Below are 18,517 nucleotides of genomic sequence, written 5' to 3'. Positions count from 1 at the left end.
GATTTGGCTGATGGCATCCGTCTTCGCAGCGGACCACATCGATTTCGCCGAGAGGATCTGCCATGCCCCGTCGCCAGGCCGCCAGCGGTCGCCGTTCGCATCCCCGCCTGATGGCGCCCCTTGCGCTGCTGCCTCGCGTGCGCGCGCTGTCGCGCACGGCCCTGTTGGCTGGCACAAGCGGGCTGGCCTTGCTTGCGGCCGCGGCGGATCCGCTGTCGGCGGCGCAGCTCGGCGGCGGCGCCGGCGTGCCGCCGCCCAACTACACGATGGACGCGGCGAACATGGCCGCGCAACAGGCGGCAGCCGCGGCGCAGCAGGGGCAAGGCGCGATGCGCCGCTCCATCGAAGCGATCCAGGCGATGCAGGGAGCGCAGGCTGCGGCACGTGCTGCGGCAGCTGCCGCGCAACGCTCGGCGACGATGCCACAGGTGGTCGTCCCCAATGGACTTGGCGCGGGCGGTCTGCAGGTCGCGCCGGGCGGAACATGGAGCGGCGCCAATGCACCGGTGCAGAGCGTGGGCGGCAGCGGCACGACGGTCACGATCGATCAGACTGCGAGGCAGGCGATCCTGAACTGGCAGAGCTTCAACGTCGGGGCCCGCACCACGGTCAACTTCAACCAGCAGGGAGCGGACTGGACGGCGCTGAACCGCGTTGTCGGGAATACCGGCCCGAGCCAGATCCTCGGCCAGATCAACGCGCCGGGACAGGTGCTGGTGATCAACCAGAACGGCATCATCTTCGGCGGCGCCAGCCAGATCAATGTCGGCTCGCTGATCGCGTCATCAGCGAACATTGTCGACCAGCAGTTCCTGGCCAGGGGCATCTACGCGACACAGAGCGGGGCGGCCTATCTGCCGAGCTTCACCGGCGCGGGTGGCAAGATTGTTGTCGAAGGCGGCGCGCTGATTACGACGAATGCGCCGTCCACCGAGAAGGTGGGGGGCGGTTTCGTTGCGCTGTTCGGCACCGCCGTGACCAACGCGGGTTCGATCACGACGCCGAAAGGCCAGGCTCTGCTCGCAGCGGGGGACGACTTCATCCTGCGCGCGGGATACAGCTCCATTGCAAATCAAGGTTCGACAACCAATGGCAGCGAGGTCGCGCCGATCATTCGCGGCGCCAGCAGCAGCGGCACGGTCGGCAACACCGGGCTGATCTGGGCCCAGCGGGGCGACATCACCCTGGCTGGCCGCACCGTGCTTCAGGATGGGATCCTGGTGTCCACGACTGCGGTGGGTCAGCGGGGCACCATTCATCTCCTCAATTCGGCGGGCGATGCCAGCGGAACCGTTACGCTCACGGGCAACAGCCTGACGACGGTTCTGCCCGAACTGGCGTCGACGGCTACCGCGTTCAATTCGCAGCGCGACGGGTTGATCGCTGCATCCGGCGTCAACATCCTCGCCCTGAACCAGTTCGACAATCTGAGTGCCCTCACGGACCGCAAGGACCAGTCGCGGATCGAGATCGTCAGCGGTGGACTGGTCACCTTCAAGGCCGGCTCGCTGACCATGGCCCAGGGCGGCCAGGTCGCGCTGTCCGCCGGCCGGCGTGTGTTCGCGGAAAGCGGTGCGACCGTCGACGTCTCGGGCGTGCGCGATGTTGCGGTGGCGATGGCGAGCAACGCCGTCAAGGTCAACGTGCAGGGCAGCGAGCTGCGCGACTCGCCGCAGAACCGCGACAGCAGCGCGCTGTTCAACAAGGACGTGTGGATCGACGCGCGCGACCTGGTCCTGGTGCCGGCCGGTACCGGAGGGTACGCGTCCAGCCGCTACTACACGGCGGGTGGCCTGCTGGAAGTGTCCGGCTATCTTGCCAATACGGGACATACCATCGGCGAGTGGAGTGCTGTCGGCGGCAGCATCACGCTGTCGGCGCCCGAAGTGGTCGCGCAAAGGGATGCGGTCTTCAATGTCTCCGGCGGCTCGGTCGCCTATCAGGGCGGCTTCATCGCGCAGAGCTTCGTTCTCGGCAGCGATGGCCGCGTCTACAACATCAACAATGCTCCGGCGGACCTGACCTATACGGCTGTGGTCACCGGCTTCATGGTGCAACACAAGCAGGGCGGCAAGATCGACGCGCGGTTGACCGAGATCTATGCCAGTCCGCTCGGGCGAGGACCGGTGCGCTGGGAGGACGGCTACACGGTCGGCCGCGATGCGGGCAAGCTGATCCTGTCGACGCCGACGCCGGTTTTCGAAGGCAATATCATCGCCGACATCATCACCGGCCGCCGGCAGACCGCGGCGCGTCCCGCGGGCGTCACGGACGGCTACACGCTGACGCAGAACACGGTGGCGCTCGGCGGCACCCTCGCGCTCGGGCGCTACGGCGCCGTGCTCGGCAGCGGCGTGTTCAATTCCGATGTCAGGTTCGGCGAGGTCGCGCCGATCGCGTCCGGCCTGTCCGCTGACACCGCGCTGCCATCGAACCGCGTCGGCACCGCGTGGTTCGATGCCGCCTCTCTCAACGCGCAGCGCCTTGGCGGCCTCGATATCGCGACCGGCAACACTGTCACGGTCGAGCGGGCGCTGACGCTGGCCGATGGCGCCAAGGTCAGCTTCGTCTCGCCCGTCGTCGACCTGCAGGCCGGCATCACGGCGCGCAGTGGCTCGCTGACCGTGGACAATTACTTCAAGGGAGCGTCAGACCGCGGCTCGTCGCAGTTCCTCCTCAAGAATGGCTCGGCGTCCGTCACGTTGCGTGAGGGGGCGACGCTCGATTTGCGCGGCGTCTGGGTCAATGCCTCACAGGCTCCAGCCGATACGGCTGGGCTGGCGTATCTCAACGGAGGCGCGGTCCGCTTGCAATCGAGCTACGATGTCAAGCTCCAGGCGGGCAGCACCATCGACGTTTCGTCGGGAGCGGCGATCCTGGCCAATGGCAAGATCCTGGGTGGTCGCGGCGGCAGCGTCACGCTGTTCGCCGAGGACAAGCTTGGCGTGTTTCAGGTCGAGGGCAGCATCCGTGGCTACGGCGTCGCCGGCGGCGGCACGCTGACCATCAACAGCGGAGCGGGCATCGGCATCGGCGGCAGACTGCTCGCGCGCGACGGGCTTCTCGGCGCCGGGGAGCAGGCGCCGACCGACCTCGTGCTGCTGCAGGACTATCAGGTCAAGGCGGGCAGTGTGCTGCCGATCGACTACAGCTATATCACCCGGATCGCATTGCCCGGCGAGGCCATCGGCACGAGCAATCTTGCGATCTCCGATCTGAGGCTGGGAGCGAACTGGATTCCGCCGCGCCCTCCGGCGGACGGCCTCGCGATGATCATTTACACCGATGCGGGGAACTACCGGATCGACCAGACCAGCGTTCTCCCGGTCATCCCGGCGGGCACCCTCGTCCGCAGCATCCAGCAAGGGCGGTTTCCGTCGTCCTATGTTGTGCCCGGCGACGTGTTTCCGAACGGCATTCCAATCATGGACAAGACCGTGACGATCGCCGCCGGCAAGCCGGCACCGACCGATTTCACGATTGCCGACGGAACGCGCATCGCGGCCGGGGCGACATTCGCGACGCCCGTGGCGGTTGGCCCGACGTCGACGATCGCGCCCGCGCTGCTGCAATCCGGGTTCTCCGGCTACGACATCAATGCCAGCCTCGGCCTGGTCGTCGCCGCTGGCACCAGACTCGATGTCGCGATGCCGGTCTATCGTGTCCTGGAAACGGCGGGGGACATTCTCACCGGTGCGGATCCGGCGCGCGGGCTGGCGATCTGGACACCGCCGCTGTGGATCGACGACCGCGCGGGCAGCCGGCTCAGCCAGCGCGGCGGCGCCAGCCTGACGCTGCGTGCGGACGGAGCGGCGTCATTTGTCGGCGGTTCGCTCGATCTGCGGGCCGGCGCGGCCATCAGCGTCGACCCGGGTCAGTCGATCAGCCTGAAGGCTGGCGGCGGCTCCCTGACATTGGACGGCGTTCTGACGGCTGCAAGCGGCACGATCAGCCTGACGGCCAACAGCGCCGCGGCAGACAAGGCCGGGCTGATCTGGATCGGCGATCATGCGGTGCTGGATGTGGCGGCGCGGGCTGCGACGGCGACGAATGCGCGTGGCGAGAACTACGGCGTTGTCGCCAATGGCGGCTCCATCCTGATCGGCGGAGCGCTGGACTGGGAGACGACGGGCCAGGCCAATGCGCCCAGCGCCTTTGTCGTGATCCGCCCTGGCGCTGTGCTCGATGCTTCCGGCACGCGAGCGCGCTTCGACCGTCCCGGTTTCGGTCTGCAGGGGGGTGCGACACCTGTGCCGGTCGCGAGCGACGGCGGCACGATCGTCGTCAAGTCGAGCTATGGACTCTACCTCGATGGCACGCTGCGCGCGAGCGCAGGCGGGGCCAATGCCGCGGGCGGCACGCTGGCGCTGGCGCTGGAGACGACGGCTTACCCGGCTCTGACGACCTTCGGCGATGTCCTGCGGCATCGCGAATTCGTCGTGGCGGATGTCCAGGGCGACAGCGCGCTGGCCGGCGCCGCGACGATCAATCAGGCGAGGGCCGGCCTCGTCGTCGGCACCGCGCGGCTCGGCGTCGACCGTGTTCGGGCCGGCGGCTTCGACAATCTCTCGCTGCTCGCCGATGGCCCGCTGTCGTTCGACGGCAATGTTACGCTCGCGATGCGGCAGAGCCTGCGTCTGTATGCGGGAACGTTCGCGCTCGCCGAGACGGCGCAGTCTGACGCCAGCGTGTTATTGTCGGCGCCTTACGTCCGGCTGGCGGGAACGACCCGGCGGGGTGGGGACGGACTTCTCTTTCCCGCCGTGATCTGGGGCGGTGACCCATCGCAACAGCCGAGCAGCGCCACGTTCTCCGTCAGCGCGGATCTCATCGATCTGCGCGATCGCGTCGGCTTCGGCGGACGCAAGACCATCGAAACAAAAACGTCGGCGTCCTACATTGTCGATCGACGCGGTTTTGCGCTGGTCGACCTTCTCAGCCGTGGCGACATCCGTCTGCTCGGAGGCACACCGGGTCTCGGCATCGCATCCAGCGTGTTGACCACGGAGCTCGCCACGCGCGGCAACATCACGCTGACAGCAGCGCAGATCTATCCGGCGACAGGCGTCGGGGCGCAGATCGTTGCCGGCTATACGGACATCAACAACTTCCTCCACGGCAGCGTGCTGACCATCCGACGATACGGCGATGGCGTCCCCGACATGCCCTATTCGGCGTTCGGCCTGCTGTACATGGGCGCGGAGACCGTCAACCAGGGCGGCGTGGTGCGGGCACCGTTCGGCAGCGTGCAGCTCGGCACAGTCGGTCGCGGCGGTCAGGCGCAGGCCGATGCGGTCAATCTCCTTGCGGGCAGCATCACGTCGGTGAGCGGCGCGGGACTTGTGATGCCTTATGGCGGCACCGCCGATGGCCTGGTCTATCGCTACAACGGCAGCCCGATCGTGCTCGACGGCGTCGGGGGCATGGCCGGCAGTGATCTCAAGCGCGGTATCAGGTTATCGACCACGCATCTGAATGCAAAGGCAGGCGCGATTCTCGACCTGTCCGGCGGCGGCGAACTGATGGGGGCAGGCTTCATTTCCGGCCGCGGCGGCTCGGTCGATATCCTGACCACGCCGCTCGTCAACGCCAATCCGGCGTACAGCTACAGCAGCAAAGGCAATGCGGTCTACGCGATCGTGCCGGGCCGTGCTTCCAGCTACGCACCGATGGTGCAGGAAGCGGGTTACGGGCTGCCCGTCATGGGCCAGCAGATCACCCTTCCGGACGGCGTGCCGGGCCTGCCGGGCGGCACCTATATGCTGATGCCGTCGAGTTATGCGCTGTTGCCCGGTGCATTCCGCATCGAGATCGGCGCAGTCGGCCAGATCGGCGGCGTCGGCACGGGGCCGCTCGGCGACGGCTCCTGGGTCACCGGGGGAACGCTCGGCATCGCCCATACCGCGATCAGCGCCTCGGTGCCGAACGTGGTGACCATCACGCCAGGCAGCGTCGTGCGTACGCATTCCTCCTACAACGAGATGGGCTACGACGCTTTCGCGCGAGCCGATGCGGCCCGCATCGGTGTGCCGCGCGCGATGCTGACCGTCGACGCGAAGACGCTGGATATCCTGCTCGCCAAGCCGGCGGTCGTCGATGACCGCTGGCAATTGCGCTTCGATGGCGAGCTGCGGATGGCGCCGGCTGCAGGGCGCGATGGCTTTGGCGGCACCGTCACCGTCCGTGGCCTTGGCGAAATCCTCGCCGCGGGACAGAGCGCGGATCCCGGCATTCCTTATCAGGCGTCGGTCTATGGCGACGAGCTCAGCAAGCTCGCCGCGCCGCGTCTGGTGCTGAATGGCACCCTCACGACGATTTATGGCGCCTCCGGTCGGTTTGCCACCATTCAGGGGGGCGGCAATCTCGTTGTGCGCAGCGGCGCCAGCATCTCGGCTGCCGACGTCATCATGACAGGCGGCGTCATCGAGGAGGGCGCGTCGATCAGCACGGTTGGCCGTGGCGCATCGAGTTATGATTCCCGCGACGGCTTCGTGTTCGTCGGCGATGGCATTCTCGCTCTGTCGAACGGCTGGATCAACCTGCTGCAGCCGTCAGCAGGCAATGGCGGCTCCACGGTCGACATCACGATCGGCCGCTGTGTGACGGCTGCCTGCGACCGGCCGACCCTGCTGGTGTCAGAGGGCACCATCGCCGTCGCGACATCGGGCGCTTTCACCATCGCCAGCAACGTGTCCTACGGCACCCGCAATCTCGTTCTCGCCCTGTCGGCCATCAATCTCGGCGAAGAGGCTCATCTCGCTGCCGCTGCGGCGTCCGGGCGGCTGCCGGCTGGCCTTTCGCTCAACCAGTCGCTGCTGACACGGCTGTTCGCGGGAAACACTGCGATCGGAGCGCCGGCGCTCGAAGCGCTCGTGCTCAACGCGCGCGACGCCGTCAATGTCTTCGGCACGGTCGCGCTGGATGCGTCGAAGGTCGGGCGGCTGGTGCTGGGGACACCAGCCATCTACGGCTACGGTGTGGCAGGGGACGTCGCCACCATCCGGGCCGACGAATTCATCTGGACAGGGGCGCACGCCGCGCCGGGGGCGGCGATGGCCGATATGCTCGGCGCTGGTCGCCTCGACATCGCGGCCAGGAGCGTGGTCTTCGGCGCTGCGCCCAACTCGCAGGCCAGCACGACCATCGAAGACAATCGTCTCGCGCTTGGATTTGCCGATGTCGGCATCGCGGCCAGCGAGCGCATCACGGCAAACGGCAAGGGTACGCTCGCCGTGCACCAATATCAGACCGGCTACGTCGCCGGCACGGGCTTCGAATACACCGGCGGCAATCTCAAGCTCATGACGCCGCTGCTCACCGGTGCTGCGGGATCGACGAACCGCATCACGGCCGGCGGCACGATCACCGCGACGGGACCAGCCGGCGCCGGGGCGCCGGCGATCGCAGCGCTCGGCGCGACACTCGAACTGACGGCACAGTCGCTTTCCGTGGATACCGCGATCGTGCTGCCGTCGGGGCGGCTGGTGCTCACGGCAACGGACGGCATCGCGCTTGGCAACGCGGCGCGTCTCGATCTGTCGGGGCGCGCGGTGCAGATTTACGATGTCACCAGGTACAGCTGGGGCGGTGACCTCGTGATGGCGAGCAGCGCCGGGAATATCGCCCAGGCCGCCGGGTCGATGATCGACCTGTCCGCCAGCTTCAATCGTGGCGGCACCATGACGGTGACGGCATTGGGTGAAGGGGCCGGCCATGTCGATCTCGCCGGCACGATCCGCGGCGGTGCGACAGGCTGGTACGACGCCGGTGGCACCCTCGCGCCCTACGATGCCGCCCAAATCAGCGTGCGGGCCCAGACGCTGGCCGATTTCGCCGGGCTCAACACCCGCCTCAACGCCGGCGATGTCACCGGCGGTCGCAAGTTCCAGATCAGGCAGGGCAGTCTGACGATCGGTGACGAGGTGAGGGCGCGCAACGTTGATATCGCGCTCGATGGCGGCGACCTGACGGTCGCGGGCAAGATCGATGCGAGCGGAGTTCAGGTCGGTACGATCCGCCTGGCCGCCATGGGCAACCTGACGATCAACGGCACGCTCGATGCGCATGGCACCGGCCTGCGCGTCGACAGCTATGGCAAGATCATCGACAGTCCCAACCGCGCGGTGGTCGAATTGACATCGCGTGCGGGAACCCTGGTGCTCGGAGGCACGGCGAGCATCGATCTGCGCACCGGCACTGCGGTCACGGCCGGCAACGATGGCGTCGCCCGCGGCACGTTGACGCTCAATGCGCCGCGTCTCGGAGGGGCGGGCGTGGCGGCCGGTGGACGGGGCGTCGACGGTGCCAGCGATATCGCGGTCAGCGTGATCGGCGTGCCGCACATCCAGGGAGCCAGGACGATTGTCGTCAACGGCTTTCGTAGCTACGACGACGCACCGGTGGCATCGACGCCGGACGTCACGGGATATCGGCCGCAGCAGATCACGCAGGGCTATCTCGACGAGATCGATGGCGACAGCCGCGCCTTCGTCGACGCGGCGCTGGGCAATGCGGCGCTCGGCAACCGCCTGGCCGGCCTTGGCAGCTATCACCTGCGGCCCGGTGTCGAGATCATCGGCAAGGTGAGCGCCGGCAATCCGAAGGGTGATCTCACCATCGCGGGCGATATCGATCTGTCCAGCTACCGGTATGGGCCGGGCTCGAGCCGGCTCGATCCGGCGCTGCGCGGCTTCGGCGAGCCCGGCACGCTGGCTATCCGCACTGCTGGCGATCTCAATATTCACGGCAGCATGACCGATGGTTTCGCGCCGCCGCCATCGACACCGGACGACAACGGTTGGGTGCTGGGTACGGGCGTGGTGCCGTTCGGCGGCGATCTGGTTCTGCCCCTCTCCGTGACGCTGAATGGCGGAACGGTGTTCAAGGCCGGTGCGACGCTGAACTACGATCTGCCTGCGACTTTCAATGCAGCCGTGCCGGCCGGAACTCTCCTGCCTGCCACGGCGACGCTGACGGGCACGCTGGTTCTGTCCGCCGGGACCGTCGTCGGCGCCACCATCGTCAACGCCGACGGCACAGTCGCATATGCCGCGGGGACGGTTCTGCCGCAGGCGGTGATGCTGACGGCGGGCATGAAGCTCGGCGCCGGCACGGTGCTACGGACACCGGCGAGTCTTGTCGTGACAGTCTGGCCGAAGGGAGTGCCGCTGCCGGTCGACATGACGTTGACGGGAGCAGTGACGCTCGCGGCCGGCGCGCGCATACCGTCGATGACCGACGTCAAGCTCGTGGGCGACCTGCCGGTCGAGCTGCGCGCCCCGACGGGCGGCAAGCTCGGGCAGAACTGGGCGGTCGCACCCATGCTCGGCGCCGGTGCGTCGTCATGGTCGGTCAGCCTTATCGCCGGCGCCGACCTCAAGGCGGCCGACCGGCAGGCGCTGGACCCCCGCGCGACCGGCGCGATCAGGCTCGCGGACACGCACTACACCGCGACGCCCGGACCGGACAAGAAAGTCTGGCTTCCCAACAACTGGGCCGGTCAACCCGAGAAGGCTCCGGTCCTTCCAGAGGATATGTGGTACTGTGACTTCGATGGCCAGTGCGCGGACGCAGGCACGCCTGTGCCGCTGGCGCCGTCCTTCAGTGTCGTTCGCACCGGCACCGGCGATCTCGTTCTCGCCGCCGCCGGCGATATCCGGATGGAGTCGCTCTACGGCGTCTACACGGCGGGCACCGCGACGGCGGTCGATCCGGCGTACATGCGCGCGCGGGGATCGCTCGCCGACGGCACGATCCTCGGTCCCAAGACATCGGACTACGCCGACGCGCTCTCTGTCTATCGGGCCTGGTATCCGGACCAGGGTGGCAACATTCTGATCGCGGCCGGTGGCAATCTGATTGGCGACATCGTCGGTCAGGCCGCCGCCAACCGGCAGACGCCGTCGAGCGTGATTGTCGGCAACTGGCTGTGGCGACAGGGCACAGGCACCACCGCTGTCGACAGCTCGATCCCGACAGCGTGGTGGATCAATTTCGGCGGTTATGTTGCGAGCGCGCAATACCAGACGTCCGACAGGCCGGATCTGCTCGGCTTTACCGGCATCGGCGCATTGGGCGGCGGCAATGTCGCGATCCGCGTCGGCGGCCAGGCCGGTGCGATCACGCTGCGAGGCAGTCAGTTCGCCAATGACGGTCAGGCCCGCAGCCAGGGTCTGGTCGTCGCTGTCGGCAGCACCGGCCGTGTCGGAGCCGACGGGACACTGGTGCTCACCGGTGGCGGCGATATCGACATGCGCGTTGCCGGGGCGCTCAATCCCAATCTCGCGCTGTCCAACGACAAGGAAAAACACGCCCTCGGCGGCGCGCTGATCGACCTTCGCGGGAGCTTGCATGTGGCGGCGGCGTCGATTGGCGGAATCGCGCTGACGTACCGCTCAGGACCGGGATTGAACGATGCTTTCGATCCGCGCGGCGTCGATCCGTTCACGGCGACGTCGTCTTATGCGCGCTCCGGCCTCACCGTGGTGCCCGGCGATTCGGCCGTCTATCTGGATACGCTGGGCGATCTCGTGCTCGGCGGTGCCGGTGATCCCGGCCGTTCGATGTCACCAGGCCATTCGGCGTTCTCTGCCGGGGGCATCGGCTATCCCGGTGGCGGGCGGAGCTGGTTCTCACTCTGGAGCGCGCATACCGCGATCAATCTGCTGTCGGCCGGCGGCAACCTCACTCCCAGCACATCGGTGGCCGAAGATCCGTCGCGCAACAGCGATCAGAACATGGCGGATGGATCGTTCATCTATCCGTCGATCCTGCGCGCGGCGGCGCTCGGCGGCAGCATCTACTATGGCGTCAGCGCATTGCCCTTCCTGCGAAGCGACGCGAGTTTCATACCGCCATTCGTCATCCTCGCTCCGTCGTCCCGCGGAACGCTGGAAATGCTGGCGGCTGGATCGATCTACGCGGGTCAATATTCGTTCAGCATGTCCGGCTCGGGCACGGCTTTGCCGACGCCCTTCAATCCGGCCTTCGCGGGAGACGCCACGGATCCGTTGGGGCGCGTCATCGTCACGAATGCCTCGCAGAACGGCGTCGTCGATAGCTTTAACAATCCCGTCCCGTTGTCGCTGTTCGTCTTCGGGCCGAACACTGCGGCGCTTGCGCTCAATCGCGTTCCGGATGCCGATCCCGTCCGCTTCTATGCGCGTGACGGCGATCTTGTCGGCCTGCGCGTCGGCGAGACGCTGACCTCCGGCGATCTGCTCCGGACGTGGTACAGTGCGTCGGCTCCCGTCCGTGCGCGCGCCGGGCGAGACATCGTCGGGGCCGGCCTTGCGCCCGGCGTCCTGCTGACAAGCGCGCTGCAGGGCTGGCAGTCGCGCGGCAACCTGATCGTGCACAATGATCCGAACGATGTCTCGATCGTGTCCGCGGGACGCGATGTCGTCTATGCCAATTTCGACATTGCAGGTCCTGGTGTGCTGGAAGTTTCGGCCGGTCGCAACGTCTATCAGGCGGACAGGGGCGGCCTCACCAGCATCGGCGCGATCGTTGCCGGCGACGCGCGTCCGGGCGCGTCGGTGACGATGATGGCCGGCGTCGGTGGTGCGGGCGCGCCCGACTATGCCGCGTTCGCGGCGCGTTATCTCGACCCGGCCAACCGCGCCGATGCGTCGCGGCCGCTCGCCGATCAGCCCGGCAAGGCAGTACAGAGTGCGGATACCATCGCAACGCTGGCGGACCTGAAGGTGTGGCTGAAGACCAGGGCCGGCTATACCGGCGACGACAACAGCGCACTGGATTTCTTCAGCAGTCTGCCGGCTGATCTGCGGGCAACCTATCCCTCTAGTCCGCTGCTCTATGCCTGGCTGAAGGACCACGGCTACACGGGAAGCCAGGGCGATGCGACCGCGCACTTCCTGCGGCTGAGCCGGGACGAACGGAGCGGCTTCACCTACAACGCGATGATGCAGATGTGGCTGCGGTCACGCTACGGCTACGCCGGCAGCCAGCAGGATGCGCTCGCCGCGTTCCTGGCCCTGCCGGCGGAACAGCAGCATATGTTCCTGCGGACTGTGTATTTTGCCGAACTCACCGCGGGTGGCCGCGAGTACAAGGATGATACCAGTGCGCGCTCCGGCAGTTACCTGCGCGGCCGGCTTGCGATCGCCACGCTGTTTCCGGAGACGAATGGAGATGGCGCCCCGATCCAGAGGCAGGGCGATATCACGCTGTTCGGCGGCTCCGGCGTCCGCACACTTTTCGGCGGCGACATCCAGATGCTGGCACCGGGCGGCAAGCTCATCGTCGGTGTCGAGGGCCAGGTGCCGCCGGCATCGGCGGGACTGGTCACGCAGGGTGCCGGCAATATCCAGTCCTACTCGAAGGGCAGTCTGCTGCTCGGGCTCTCCCGCATCATGACGACAGGCGGTGGCGATATCATCGCATGGTCGGCGGAAGGCGATATCAACGCGGGCCGAGGCTCGAAGACGACGCAGGTCTACACACCGCTGCGGCGCCTCGTCGATGCCTATGGCAATATCGCCCTGTCACCGCAGGTGCCGAGTACGGGCGCCGGTATCGCGACGCTGCAGTCCTCTGCCGAAGTGCCCCCGGGCAACGTCGACCTCGTTGCTCCGCTTGGCCGGATCGATCTTGGTGAGGCCGGCGTCCGGGTGTCGGGTAACGTCACCTTCGCGGCGCTGCAGGTCGTCAACGCCGCCAACCTCGAGGTCAAGGGCAACGCGACCGGCGTGCCGACGGTGCAGGGCCCGCCGACGGCCGCTTTGACGGCGGCTGCGAATACCACCGCGGCCACTCAGCAGACCGTGGCGCCGCCATCACGCAATGACGGCGTGGCATCGATCATCATGGTCGAGGTGCTCGGCTATGGTGGCGGCTCGGGAGAAGAAAACGGCCATGACGACAAGCCGCGCCCGCCGAGCTCCGGGCGGCAGAGCTACAATCCCGAGGATTCGATCCGGGTCGTCGGCTACGGTCCGCTGACCGAGCAGGATACGCGTGGATTGACCGAGGAGGAAAAGCGCAAGCTCGCGGGGCGCTGATGCCTTCCCGGTCTCGCCAGTGATCGATCGACAGAATCGCTGTCGTCGTTCGACGATCGATGCCGCGGCCGGGCGGCATCCTCGCACATCGCGAGCAAATACATCGGCAGCAAACACATGGGGAGCGATCAGATGGGCAGCGATCGCGTACTCGTGCCAAATGGCTGGCCGGTTGCTTTTCCCGTGGAGGCTTGCTCTCCGACATCCCACGCTCCCGCACCGACAAACGTGTGGTGCGCTATCGCTGGCGAGGCGATGCCAGCGCATACGTAACTCGCTCGCAAGCAAATCGTGCACGCGGCTACCGACCTGATTGTCAGGCGCGTACATCAGACCTGGGCATCGTGCTTGCCAGCGGCGATCGTGTGGAGCGGGCAAGGCATGCGTGCAGCCATTCGCGATGCTGCGAAGACCGGATGTCGCCGGGATCGGCGACCGCGCTGAGGCCCGCAGCCTGCGCGCGTACCGCTCCCAATTCCCGGCGTGCGCACCAATAGAGAGACGACACTGCGATCGCGCATGGTGACCAGAGCGTTACCGATGCTCCGCGTGCGGGCCCGCGTCCTTACATGCGCTTACATCGCGCGCGCGGATCGGCGCTCAACATCAGCTTGAAGGCAGGTAAAGGTTGTCTCGCCAAAGTTCTGTCAATTTTAGTGAAGTTGGAGCGGCTTGCTCGCCATGCAGAAGATGATCCGGACCTCTCGACGCCACACCGATGCCGCTCGTTTGCAGATCGCCAGGCGGCGCCGCGCGCTGCTCGGATCGACCGCGCTGGTCGGCATGCTGGCACTGTCGTTCGACATCGGTCCTGCATTCGCGGGCGGTGCTGGCGGCGACAGCGGCGCGGTGTACCAGACCAGTGCGGGTAACCCGGGTCAGGCGGGCAATGCAAACGGCCAGGGTGGCGCCGGCGCCGATGGTGACTTCGGGGGCGGCGGAGGCGGCGGTCTTGCCAATTCAACAAACGGCACCGTCACCAACCCCGGAATAACGAGGGGGGGAGACGGCGGCAACGGCGGCACCGGGAGCAGCACCGGCACCGGCGGCGGCGGTGGCGGCGGCGGCGACGCCTGGCTGATCACGGGAGGAAACCTCACCAACTTCGGTTCGATCTTCGGCGGTGCCGGTGGCGCCGGCGGCGCGGGCAACATCGATGTGACCCATATGGGCAACACCGCTTCGTCGGGCAGCGGCAGCGGCGGCGGCGGCGGCGCGGGCCTCATCGGCAGCGGCGGCACCGTCATCAACTATGGCTTGATCGCCGGCGGCAACGGTGGCGATGGCAGCGTCTACTATCTCTCCAGCGCAGGCGGCGGCGGCGGGGCCGGTATCTTTGGTTCGGGTCTCACCATCGTGAACAACGGGACGATCAATGGCGGCTCGGGCGGTGCCGGCACGGCGAATGCCAGCGATCCCACCCGTGGCGGCGCCGGCAGCGGCGGTGCGGCTGGCGGTCTCGCCGGCTCTCCCGGCCCCACGCGTCTCAGGGACAGCGCCGGTGCGGGCGGCGCCGCCATCATCGGCAGCAACCTGTCCATCACCAACAACGGCAGGATCAACGCCGGTAGCTATGGCTCCGGCAACAGCGGCGCTCCGGTCAATGCCATCACCTTCACCGGTGGCTATAATTCGCTCGAGCTGTGGGGCGGCTCCGCGATCAACGGCAATGTCGTGGATCAGACCGGCAATGGCACGTTCCTGCTCGGCGGCGCAGCCAACGGGACTTTCGATGTTTCCACGATCGGCGCACAGTACCAGGGCTTCCGGATCTATGAGAAAACGGGGGCGGGCACCTGGACGCTGACCGGTGTGCAGACTGCCGTTGGGACCGCCTGGAGCGTCCAGCAGGGGACGCTTGCGATTTCACAGGATGCAAGCCTCGGGTCATTCAGCGGAGGGCTCACGCTGAGCGGTGGCGCGTTGGAGACGACCGCGTCGTTCACGATGAATCACCTGCTCAGGATGGGCATCTCCGGAGGCACCGTCCTGACGGATTCGGGGACGACGCTGACGGTGGCCAACGCGGTCTCGGGCGGCAGTAACGACGGGGGTCTGACTAAGACCGGCGCGGGCACGCTGAACCTGAAAGCGGCCGCCAGCTATACCGGCGCCACCACCATCAACGGCGGCACGCTGGCGCTGACCGGTGCCGGATCGATCGCCAGCTCCTCCAGTGTGACCGTCAGCAGCGGAACATTCGATATTTCCGGGACGACCGCGGGGGCAACGATCAAGGCTCTCGGCGGCGGTTTCACCGGCACGGTCGCCCTCGGCAGCAAGACCCTGACGGTGAACAACGCGTTGGGTGCGTCGTATGTCTTCTACGGTTCGATCATCGGCACCGGCGGTCTGGTGGTCTCGAACGGGGTAGAGAACCTTTGGGGCAACAACACATACTCGGGCGGGACGACTGTCGGTTCGACCGGTCATATTGTCGTGGCGGCGTCGGCTACGGACAGTACCTATAACCTCGGATCGGGCGCCGTAAACATCCAGGCCGGTGGCGTCCTTCAGGCCAGCACGAGCGGCGCCTTTACGTTCCGGAATGCTCTCACGGGCGGCGGGCAGCTGTTGGGCACGGGTACAGGCGGCGCGTTTGCGTTCGACGCGGCTGCCGGCACGGGCTTCGCCGGCACGGTCGCACTCATGAACAACACGTTTGCGCTGTCGGGCGTGAACACCGCGGCCTTGACCAACGCCAAGCTGTCGCTGAACGGCGGCAACGTCACGACTGTCGGCACCGGAACCCAGACCATCGGCGGTTTGGCGGTTATGGGTGGCACCGTCATCTTCGACGCAACGGCACCGGCCCGGACCGGCGCCAACAGCCTGATCAACACCGGATCGCTCGATGTGAGCAGCACCGGAACGATCCGGGTCAACATTCCCGGTACTTACGTGCTGCCGGCTGCGACCCCGTCGGGCAGCCTGTCGCTGTTCCAGCAGAGCCATGCCAATGCCGGGCTGAAGCTCGTTTCGGCCTCGGGGACCGTCAACGGCTCGGGCGCCGGGCTGACGCTGCAGGACCAGAACGGCAACACAATCTCCGCAGCTCAGAACGTCAACCTGCAGCAGAACGGCCAGACGGTTGCGGTCGCGAGCTACAATTACAACCTCACCACCGGCGCCAACCAGGATGGCCTCTATGTCGGCTACGGCCTGACGCAGCTCGCACTGCAGGCCGGCAAGCAGCTCACGCTCACCGAAGACGTCGGCGCCACGGGCAGCAACGCCGATCTCGCTGCCAAGCTCACGGGCGCCGGCAATCTCGTCATCGCGGCCAACAACCTCGTCTCGCTGTCCAATCCCGGCAACAGCTTCACCGGCACCACGCTGGTGCAGAGCGGCACGCTGCAGGCGGGCGCCGCCAACGTCCTCGCGTCGTCGAGCGCGGTCGATGTCGAGAGCCGGTTTGACACCAACGGCTACAACCAGTCGCTCAACAACCTGACCGGCGGCAGAAATGCACAGATCATGCTGTCGGGCGGCAACACGCTGACCCTCAACGGCTCGGGCACCAACACCTTCGCGGGCGTGATCTCCGGTGCAGGCAGCCTCACCCAGGCCAGCGGCACGCAGGTCCTGACCAATGCCAACACCTACTCGGGCGGCACCAACGTCACTGGCGGCACCCTGGCGGTCGCCAACGACCGTGCGCTCGGCACCGGCACCGTGAACATGTCCCAGGGCGCGACGCTGGACTTCCAGGGCAACCGCCTTATCGCCAATGCCTTCTCACTGACCGGCATCTCGAACTTCAACGTCAATGGCGGCCTGACCACCATCCTGACCGGCACCATCAGCGATGGCGACACCCCCGGCGGCCTGGTCAAGAGCGGCGGGGGCACGTTGATCCTGACCGGCTTGCACAACTACACCGGCGGCACGACCATCGCCGGCGGCATGCTGCAGGTCGATGGTTCGATTGCCAGCTCGTCGAATGTCACGGTCGCATCGGGCGCGATCCTCAGCGGTATCGGCATCGTCGATCCGCCGGCGGTCACGACGATCGCTTCCGGCGGCACGCTGTCGCCGGGCAACACGACCAATCCGATCGGCATGCTCACGATCACCGGCAACCTCGCCATGCAGTCCGGTGCGAGCTATGTGATCAACCTGTTCGACACCAAGTCGTCGTCGACCTATGTCACGGGGCAGGCGATGCCGGGCGGCTCGACGGTCACCGCATCGTTCATCGGCGGCAGCAACATCGCCAAGCGCTATACCATCATGACCGCTGATGGCGGCGTCTCCGGCGGCTTCAACGGCACCGTCAACGCCACGCTGCCGACGAACTTCCAGTCGTCGCTGACCTATGATGCGACCCACGCCTACCTGACGATGGCGCTGGACTTCGGGCCGAACCTGACGCGCAACCAGCGTAGTGTCGGCGGCGCGCTGTCGGGCTATTTCGATCGCAACGGGAGCATTCCGCTGGTGTTCGGTACGATGGCGCCGGCGTCGCTGACCCAGCTCACGGGCGAGGTGGCAACCGGTGCGCAGCAGTCGACATTCAGCGCGATGGGCCAGTTCCTCGGAGCGCTGACCGATCAGTCGGCCGCTGGCCGCGGCCAGGGCACCTGCGGGGCTGCGGATCTGCCGGCCAAGGCGCCGCGCGGCGCCGGTTGCACGCAGCCGTGGAGTGTGTGGGTGGCCGGCTTCGGCGGCTCGCAGACGACCGACGGGAACGCCACCACTGGATCGAGCTCGGCCACCGCCAATGTCTATGGCACGGCCGTCGGCGCCGACTATCGCTTCTCGCGCGACACGGTCGCTGGCTTCGCGCTCGGCGGCGGCGGCACCAACTTCGGCGTCAGCGGCCTTGGCTCGGGCCGCTCCGACCTGTTCCAGGCCGGCGCGTTCGTCCACCACACGCAGGGCGCCGCATACGTGACTGCCGCGGTCGCCACCGGCTGGCAGGATGTCACGATGGACCGCACTGTCGCCGCCAACGGCGTCGACCGGTTGCGTTCGGCGTTCAATGCGCTGGCGTATTCGGGCCGCGTCGAGAGCGGCTACCGCGTCGCCGCGCCGTGGACCGGCGGCATCGGCCTGACGCCCTATGCGGCGGTGCAGGCGACTGCGTTCGACATGCCGGGCTATCGCGAGAGCACGACAGCCGGCGCCGGCACCTTCGCGCTGGCCTATGCGCGGCGGACCGCGGCCGACACGCGCACCGAGCTCGGTGTGCGCGCCGACAAGTCCTACGCCCTGCAGGACGGCCTGCTCAACCTGCGCGGCCGCGTCGCCTGGGTGCATGACTTCAGCCCGGACCGCTCGGTCACCGCGTCGTTCCAGGGACTGCCGGGCGCGAGCTTCGTCGTCAACGGCGCGGCGCAGGCCTCGGAAGCGGCTCTGGTCACCGCGTCGGTCGAGAAGGTCTGGCTCAACGGCTGGTCGGCCGCGGCGACCTTCGAGGGCGAGTTCTCGAACGTGACGCGCTCCTACGGCGGCAAGGGCGTCGTCCGCTACGGCTGGTGACGCGAAGACAC

At 67.3% G+C, this 18,517-nt stretch carries 2 protein-coding genes; both read left to right on the top strand.

Annotated features, from left to right (window positions below):
* The first annotated feature begins 62 nt into the window (after window positions 1–62).
* Entirely contained in the window at window positions 63–13,022 is a 12,960-nt protein-coding gene (locus tag JQ639_RS15300) for a filamentous hemagglutinin family protein (protein ID WP_211966902.1), read from the top strand.
* A 681-nt stretch (window positions 13,023–13,703) separates the two neighbouring features.
* Window positions 13,704–18,506, top strand: a complete 4,803-nt coding sequence (locus JQ639_RS15295) for an autotransporter domain-containing protein (RefSeq protein ID WP_211966903.1) — start codon at window positions 13,704–13,706, stop codon at window positions 18,504–18,506.
* The last annotated feature ends 11 nt before the right edge of the window (window positions 18,507–18,517 follow it).

It is taken from the genome of Bradyrhizobium sp. U87765 SZCCT0048 (genome assembly GCF_018131225.1).
In the GTDB taxonomy this organism is placed as follows: Bacteria; Pseudomonadota; Alphaproteobacteria; order Rhizobiales; family Xanthobacteraceae; genus Bradyrhizobium_A.
This window is presented reverse-complemented; position numbering and strand designations above follow the sequence as displayed.

Coding starts and splice junctions, on each gene's coding strand:
- JQ639_RS15300 (WP_211966902.1), top strand. CDS start 63: ATGCCCCGTCGCCAGGCCGCCAGCGGTCGCCGTTCGCATCCCCGCCTG.
- JQ639_RS15295 (WP_211966903.1), top strand. CDS start 13,704: ATGCAGAAGATGATCCGGACCTCTCGACGCCACACCGATGCCGCTCGT.